At 45.5% G+C, this 5,000-nt stretch carries 1 protein-coding gene, 1 tRNA gene and 2 rRNA genes; 1 reads left to right on the top strand and 3 read right to left on the bottom strand.

Going from position 1 to position 5,000, the window contains the following annotated elements:
* Positions 1-1,137: 1,137 nt before the first annotated feature.
* On the top strand, positions 1,138-1,272 hold the full coding sequence (locus AC0QT1_RS08105; protein ID WP_473201219.1) for a hypothetical protein: 135 nt from the start codon (positions 1,138-1,140) through the stop codon (positions 1,270-1,272).
* Between the two features lie 415 nt (positions 1,273-1,687).
* Here the strand turns inward: AC0QT1_RS08105 and AC0QT1_RS08110 are convergent.
* From AC0QT1_RS08110 to AC0QT1_RS08120, 3 genes are all read right to left on the bottom strand, one after another.
* Positions 1,688-1,764 (bottom strand) — tRNA-Met (locus tag AC0QT1_RS08110).
* Between the two features lie 111 nt (positions 1,765-1,875).
* A 5S ribosomal RNA gene (gene rrf / locus AC0QT1_RS08115) occupies positions 1,876-1,990 on the bottom strand.
* Positions 1,991-2,081: 91 nt separating this feature from the next.
* Positions 2,082-4,892: ribosomal RNA gene (locus AC0QT1_RS08120) — 23S ribosomal RNA — on the bottom strand.
* Positions 4,893-5,000 lie beyond the last annotated feature (108 nt).

Consider the following 5,000-nt stretch of genomic DNA (forward strand, 5'->3'; position numbering starts at 1 on the left):
CACCCTTATTGTTTTAATGGAGAGACTCTTTTAGCGCGGACCCTTTGACGTATAACACTGATTGTATTTCCGTTTCTCCTATGTTTTCTTTTTTTGCATATTTTATTATTGTCATCTCCACGATGGTTTATAAGCATAGTATTTTTTATATTAAGTATCAGAATACTGAAGGAAGGTCATGAACAATATGGTGAGCGGCAAACTGTCCTTTCAAACTTACTGGCAAAATTTATTGGGAATATATTCTTCACACGCACGAGTTTAATTGAATCCCCTGTCTTTTTCTTGTGTAGTTTCCAGTGCATGAAGTTGTTTTAGAGAGGAAGGGATACTTTTTCCATTAATTATAAGCCTTTTGAATGGTTCACTGGCTTTATCATTTTAATTGCTCCTTCTCTTAAAACAAAGATATAAACGTTGTACAAAAAGTGAACTGTAAAGAGGTACATCCGCGTATTACGAATAAATTTTGCAAGATCTCATCCATAAATTATTTCACGTTTTCATTATTAGAATTGCAGTTTATACGGGCTACTCTCGTTTATAAAGAGGGACTTTATAGGGAAGGACAAGTTTTAGTGTTCTCTCATTCTATGATTTTTTTGGTTTACTATGAATAACTCTTATTTTAATGTCATTTCTACACATGCAAAAAAGTATGTTCAGGAGATCCACTGGAGCCAAGAGAGATGTGAGGGATTCCCTTTCAAGACGGCGCCTCCCCTAACAGAGAGGCTACAGTACATGTGAGATCAAGAAAGAGAAGCAGCGTTTAGGTTGAACCCTTGAGAAGTTTTTATGGGCTTTGATTGTATCCTTCTACACTCTTTTTCTGCTCTTATTGTTTCAGGGGGCATGCTGTTTGGTTGCGTGTTTTACAGCTATCGAACAATTTACGAGAGGGCTTTGGCTTGTTTTAAAACTGTTTAGATATTTTTTGAGCAGTCAATGGTAATCACAACGCTTTAATGGCAAGGTTTATAATGCTCTTCATTGAGTAAGAGGTCCGCGATAATTGACTTTCAACCTGTATTTTTCTACCAACATTCGTGTATATTGGCTTTATGGGAGCAGATTTTGTCGATATGAAGATTTGAATGCAATTTTAAAGGATGCCCGTTTGACCAGAGCGCCGTTATGCGTTTGTGCGGAACCGGTAAGGTGCTGGATCACGTATTAGGGCGAATGGAAGGATGTGATGGGTATGACGAGTGGCGATCTGTACTTTCAGACTTACTAGAAAAGTTTATTGGGAATATTCTTCACACTTAATGATTGAATTTAGGCGTCTCTTTTTTTGTGTATGCTCAGTGCGTGAGATGAGCTTAGGGAGAAGGGGAGCTCTATTGTTGCTTTATAAGCGCTTTTGTTGGTTTTGCAGTTTTGTGGTTTCACTCTTGTCTGTTTGGCAACGGCTATGGGGCTTTTAGAAACCGAAAGCTATTATTTCTCCTATAGGTGTTTAGATGTTTCAGTTTTTTCATTTTCTGTATTGGTATAATGGTTATAGGGCTATTTTCTGTTTTGTATTGACGAGCAGCTTGCACCAGCGATACAAGCCTTTTTCTTGGGTAGTTTTCCAGTGCATGAGATTGTTTTAGAGAGCATTTTTGATTTTAAAGCGATTTTTGTTATTTGCGCTCTTTATGGAGTTTGGAAGGGGGGGGAAGGATTGAGAATTTAAGGCTGGTTGCGGGGGCAGGATTTGAACCTGCGGCCTTCAGGTTATGAGCCTGACGAGCTACCGGGCTGCTCCACCCCGCGTCATTGAGGATATAATAAGAGTGATTTTTTGTCGACGTCTTATTTTATTCAATTTTATTAATTTTTGTTTTGTTTATTTTGTTTGAGAAGACTATTCTATGCGCTTAGCAGACCTGGCGGCGACTTACTCTCCCGTGCCTTAAGACAAAGTACCATCAGCGCTGGAGCGTTTCACGATCGAGTTCGGGATGGGATCGGGTGCGTTCACTCCGCCATAACCACCAAGTCAGCGAAGAGCATAGAAATTTAGAGAAGCTGTTTTTTCTGTATTGTTTTGTTTATTTTGGATTTTGGTTGAATGGATATAGGAAATGGGAACGATCAAGTCGATCGAACGATTAGTATCAGTAAGCTTCATGTGTTACCACACTTCCACACCTGACCTATCAACGTGGTGGTCTACCACGGTTCTCAGGGAATACTCGTTTTCAGGTGAGTTTCCCGCTTAGATGCCTTCAGCGGTTATCTCGTCCGTATATAGCTACCCTGCTATGCGGCTGGCGCCACAACAGGTCCACCAGAGATACGTCCATCCCGGTCCTCTCGTACTAGGGACAGGTCCTGTCAATATTCCAACACCCACGGCAGATAGGGACCGAACTGTCTCACGACGTTCTGAACCCAACTCACGTACCGCTTTAAATGGCGAACAGCCATACCCTTGGGACCTGCTCCAGCCCCAGGATGCGATGAGTCGACATCGAGGTGCCAAACAACCCCGTCGATATGGACTCTTGGGGGTCATCAGCCTGTTATCCCCGGCGTACCTTTTATCCGTTGAGCGATGGCCCTTCCACACGGGACCACCGGATCACTATGACCGTCTTTCGACTCTGCTCGACTTGTCAGTCTCACAGTCAGGCAGGCTTATGCCATTGCACTCAACAAACGATTTCCGACCGTTTTGAGCCTACCATCGCGCGCCTCCGTTACTCTTTAGGAGGCGACCGCCCCAGTCAAACTACCCACCATACACTGTCCCGAATCCGGATAACGGACTGCGGTTAGACATCCATATCGGTAAGGGTGGTATTTCAAGGATGACTCCACAAAGGCTAGCGCCCCTGCTTCGAAGTCTACCACCTATCCTACACATACAGACACAAATGCCAGTGTAAAGCTATAGTAAAGGTGCACGGGGTCTTTCCGTCTAACCGCAGGAACCCCGCATCTTCACGGGGAGTTCAATTTCACTGAGTCTACGTTGGAGACAGCGGGGAAGTCGTTACGCCATTCGTGCAGGTCGGAACTTACCCGACAAGGAATTTCGCTACCTTAGGACCGTTATAGTTACGGCCGCCGTTTACTGGGGCTTCAATTCAATGCTTGCACATCTCCTCTTAACCTTCCAGCACCGGGCAGGCGTCAGACCCTATACGTCGTCTTGCGACTTCGCAGAGCCCTGTGTTTTTGGTAAACAGTCGCTACCCCCTGGTTTGTGCCACCCACTAACGGTTGCCCGCTAAAGGGTCACGCTTCTTCCGAAGTTACGCGTGCAATTTGCCGAGTTCCTTCAACGTAGTTCTCTCAAGCGCCTTAGTATTCTCTACCAGTCCACCTGTGTCGGTTTCGGGTACGGTCTATATGTGGGAGCTATTTCCTGGAACTGCTTCACTGCAAGATCAATCCAATAAGACCTTACAATATACGCAATCCGTCACTACCCACAGGTCCACGAATATTAACGTGGTTCCCATCGACTACGCCTTTCGGCCTCGCCTTAGGGGCCGACTCACCCTGCTCAGATTAACTTTAAGCAGGAACCCTTGGACTTTCGGCGAGGGAGTCTCTCACTCCCTTTATCGTTACTCATGTCAGCATTCTCACTTCCGATACCTCCAGGAGCTCTCACGAGTCTCCCTTCACAGGCTTACGGAACGCTCCGCTACCACTTACTCATAAGAGTAAATCCACAGCTTCGGTGTATGGCTTTAGCCCCGTTACATTTTCGGCGCGAGGACCCTTATTTAGACCAGTGAGCTGTTACGCTTTCTTTAAATGGTGGCTGCTTCTAAGCCAACATCCTGGTTGTTTTGGGATCTTCACATCCTTTCCCACTTAGCCATAACTTGGGGACCTTAGATGGTGGTCAGGGTTGTTTCCCTCTCCACGACGGACGTTAGCACCCGCCGTGTGTCTGCTAGTTAGTTCTTCCAGGTATTCGGAGTTTGGTTAGGTTTGGTAATCCGGTGAGGACCCCTAGCCCATCCAGTGCTCTACCCCCTGGAGAATTCGACTAACGCTCTACCTAAATAGATTTCGCGGAGAACCAGCTATTTCCGAGTTTGATTGGCCTTTCACCCCTAGCCACAAGTCATCCCAATCTATTGCAACAGATACGGGTTCGGCCCTTCAGTAAGTGTTACCTTACCTTCAGCCTGCTCATGGCTAGATCACTCGGTTTCGGGTCTAATCCAACGAACTGAACGCCCTATTCAGACTCGCTTTCGCTACGCCTACACCTACCGGCTTAAGCTTGCTCGTTAGACTAAGTCGCTGACCCATTATACAAAAGGTACGCCGTCACCCAGAACGTATCTTGGGCTCCGACTGTTTGTAGGCATTCGGTTTCAGGTACTATTTCACTCCCCTTGTCGGGGTACTTTTCACCTTTCCCTCACGGTACTGGTGCGCTATCGGTCATGCACGAGTACTTAGGCTTGGATCGTGGTCGACCCATGTTCAGACAGGATTTCACGTGTCCCGCCCTACTCTAGGACTTAAATCAGAGTTACGTATACGGGACTATCACCCACTTTGGTACGACTTTCCAATCGTTTCTACTTTTCTAAATTTAAGCCACTGGCCTGGTCCGCGTTCGCTCGCCACTACTAACGGAGTCTCGTTTGATGTCCTTTCCTACAGGTACTTAGATGTTTCAGTTCCCTGCGTTTGCTTCTTACACCCTATTTTATTCAGGTGTAGATACCTTTATATGACGACTAGAAATTTAAACTGTTTTTTACAAAACAGCTTAATTTTTCTAGCCATCAAAGGTGGGTTGCCCCATTCGGAAATCTACGGATCAAAGGGTATTCGCACCTCCCCGTAGCTTATCGCAGCGTATCACGTCCTTCATCGCCTGTGCATGCCAAGGCATCCACCAAATGCCCTTAAGACACTTGATCGTTCTCATTGCCAATATTCATTTACTGTTTATCTTGTGCAAAACAAACAAAAATATCAGCAGAAAAGACCAGCTTCTCGAGATATATTCAATGGCGCGGTTAAGCTTC

Source organism: Bartonella sp. P12B (genome assembly GCF_055796185.1).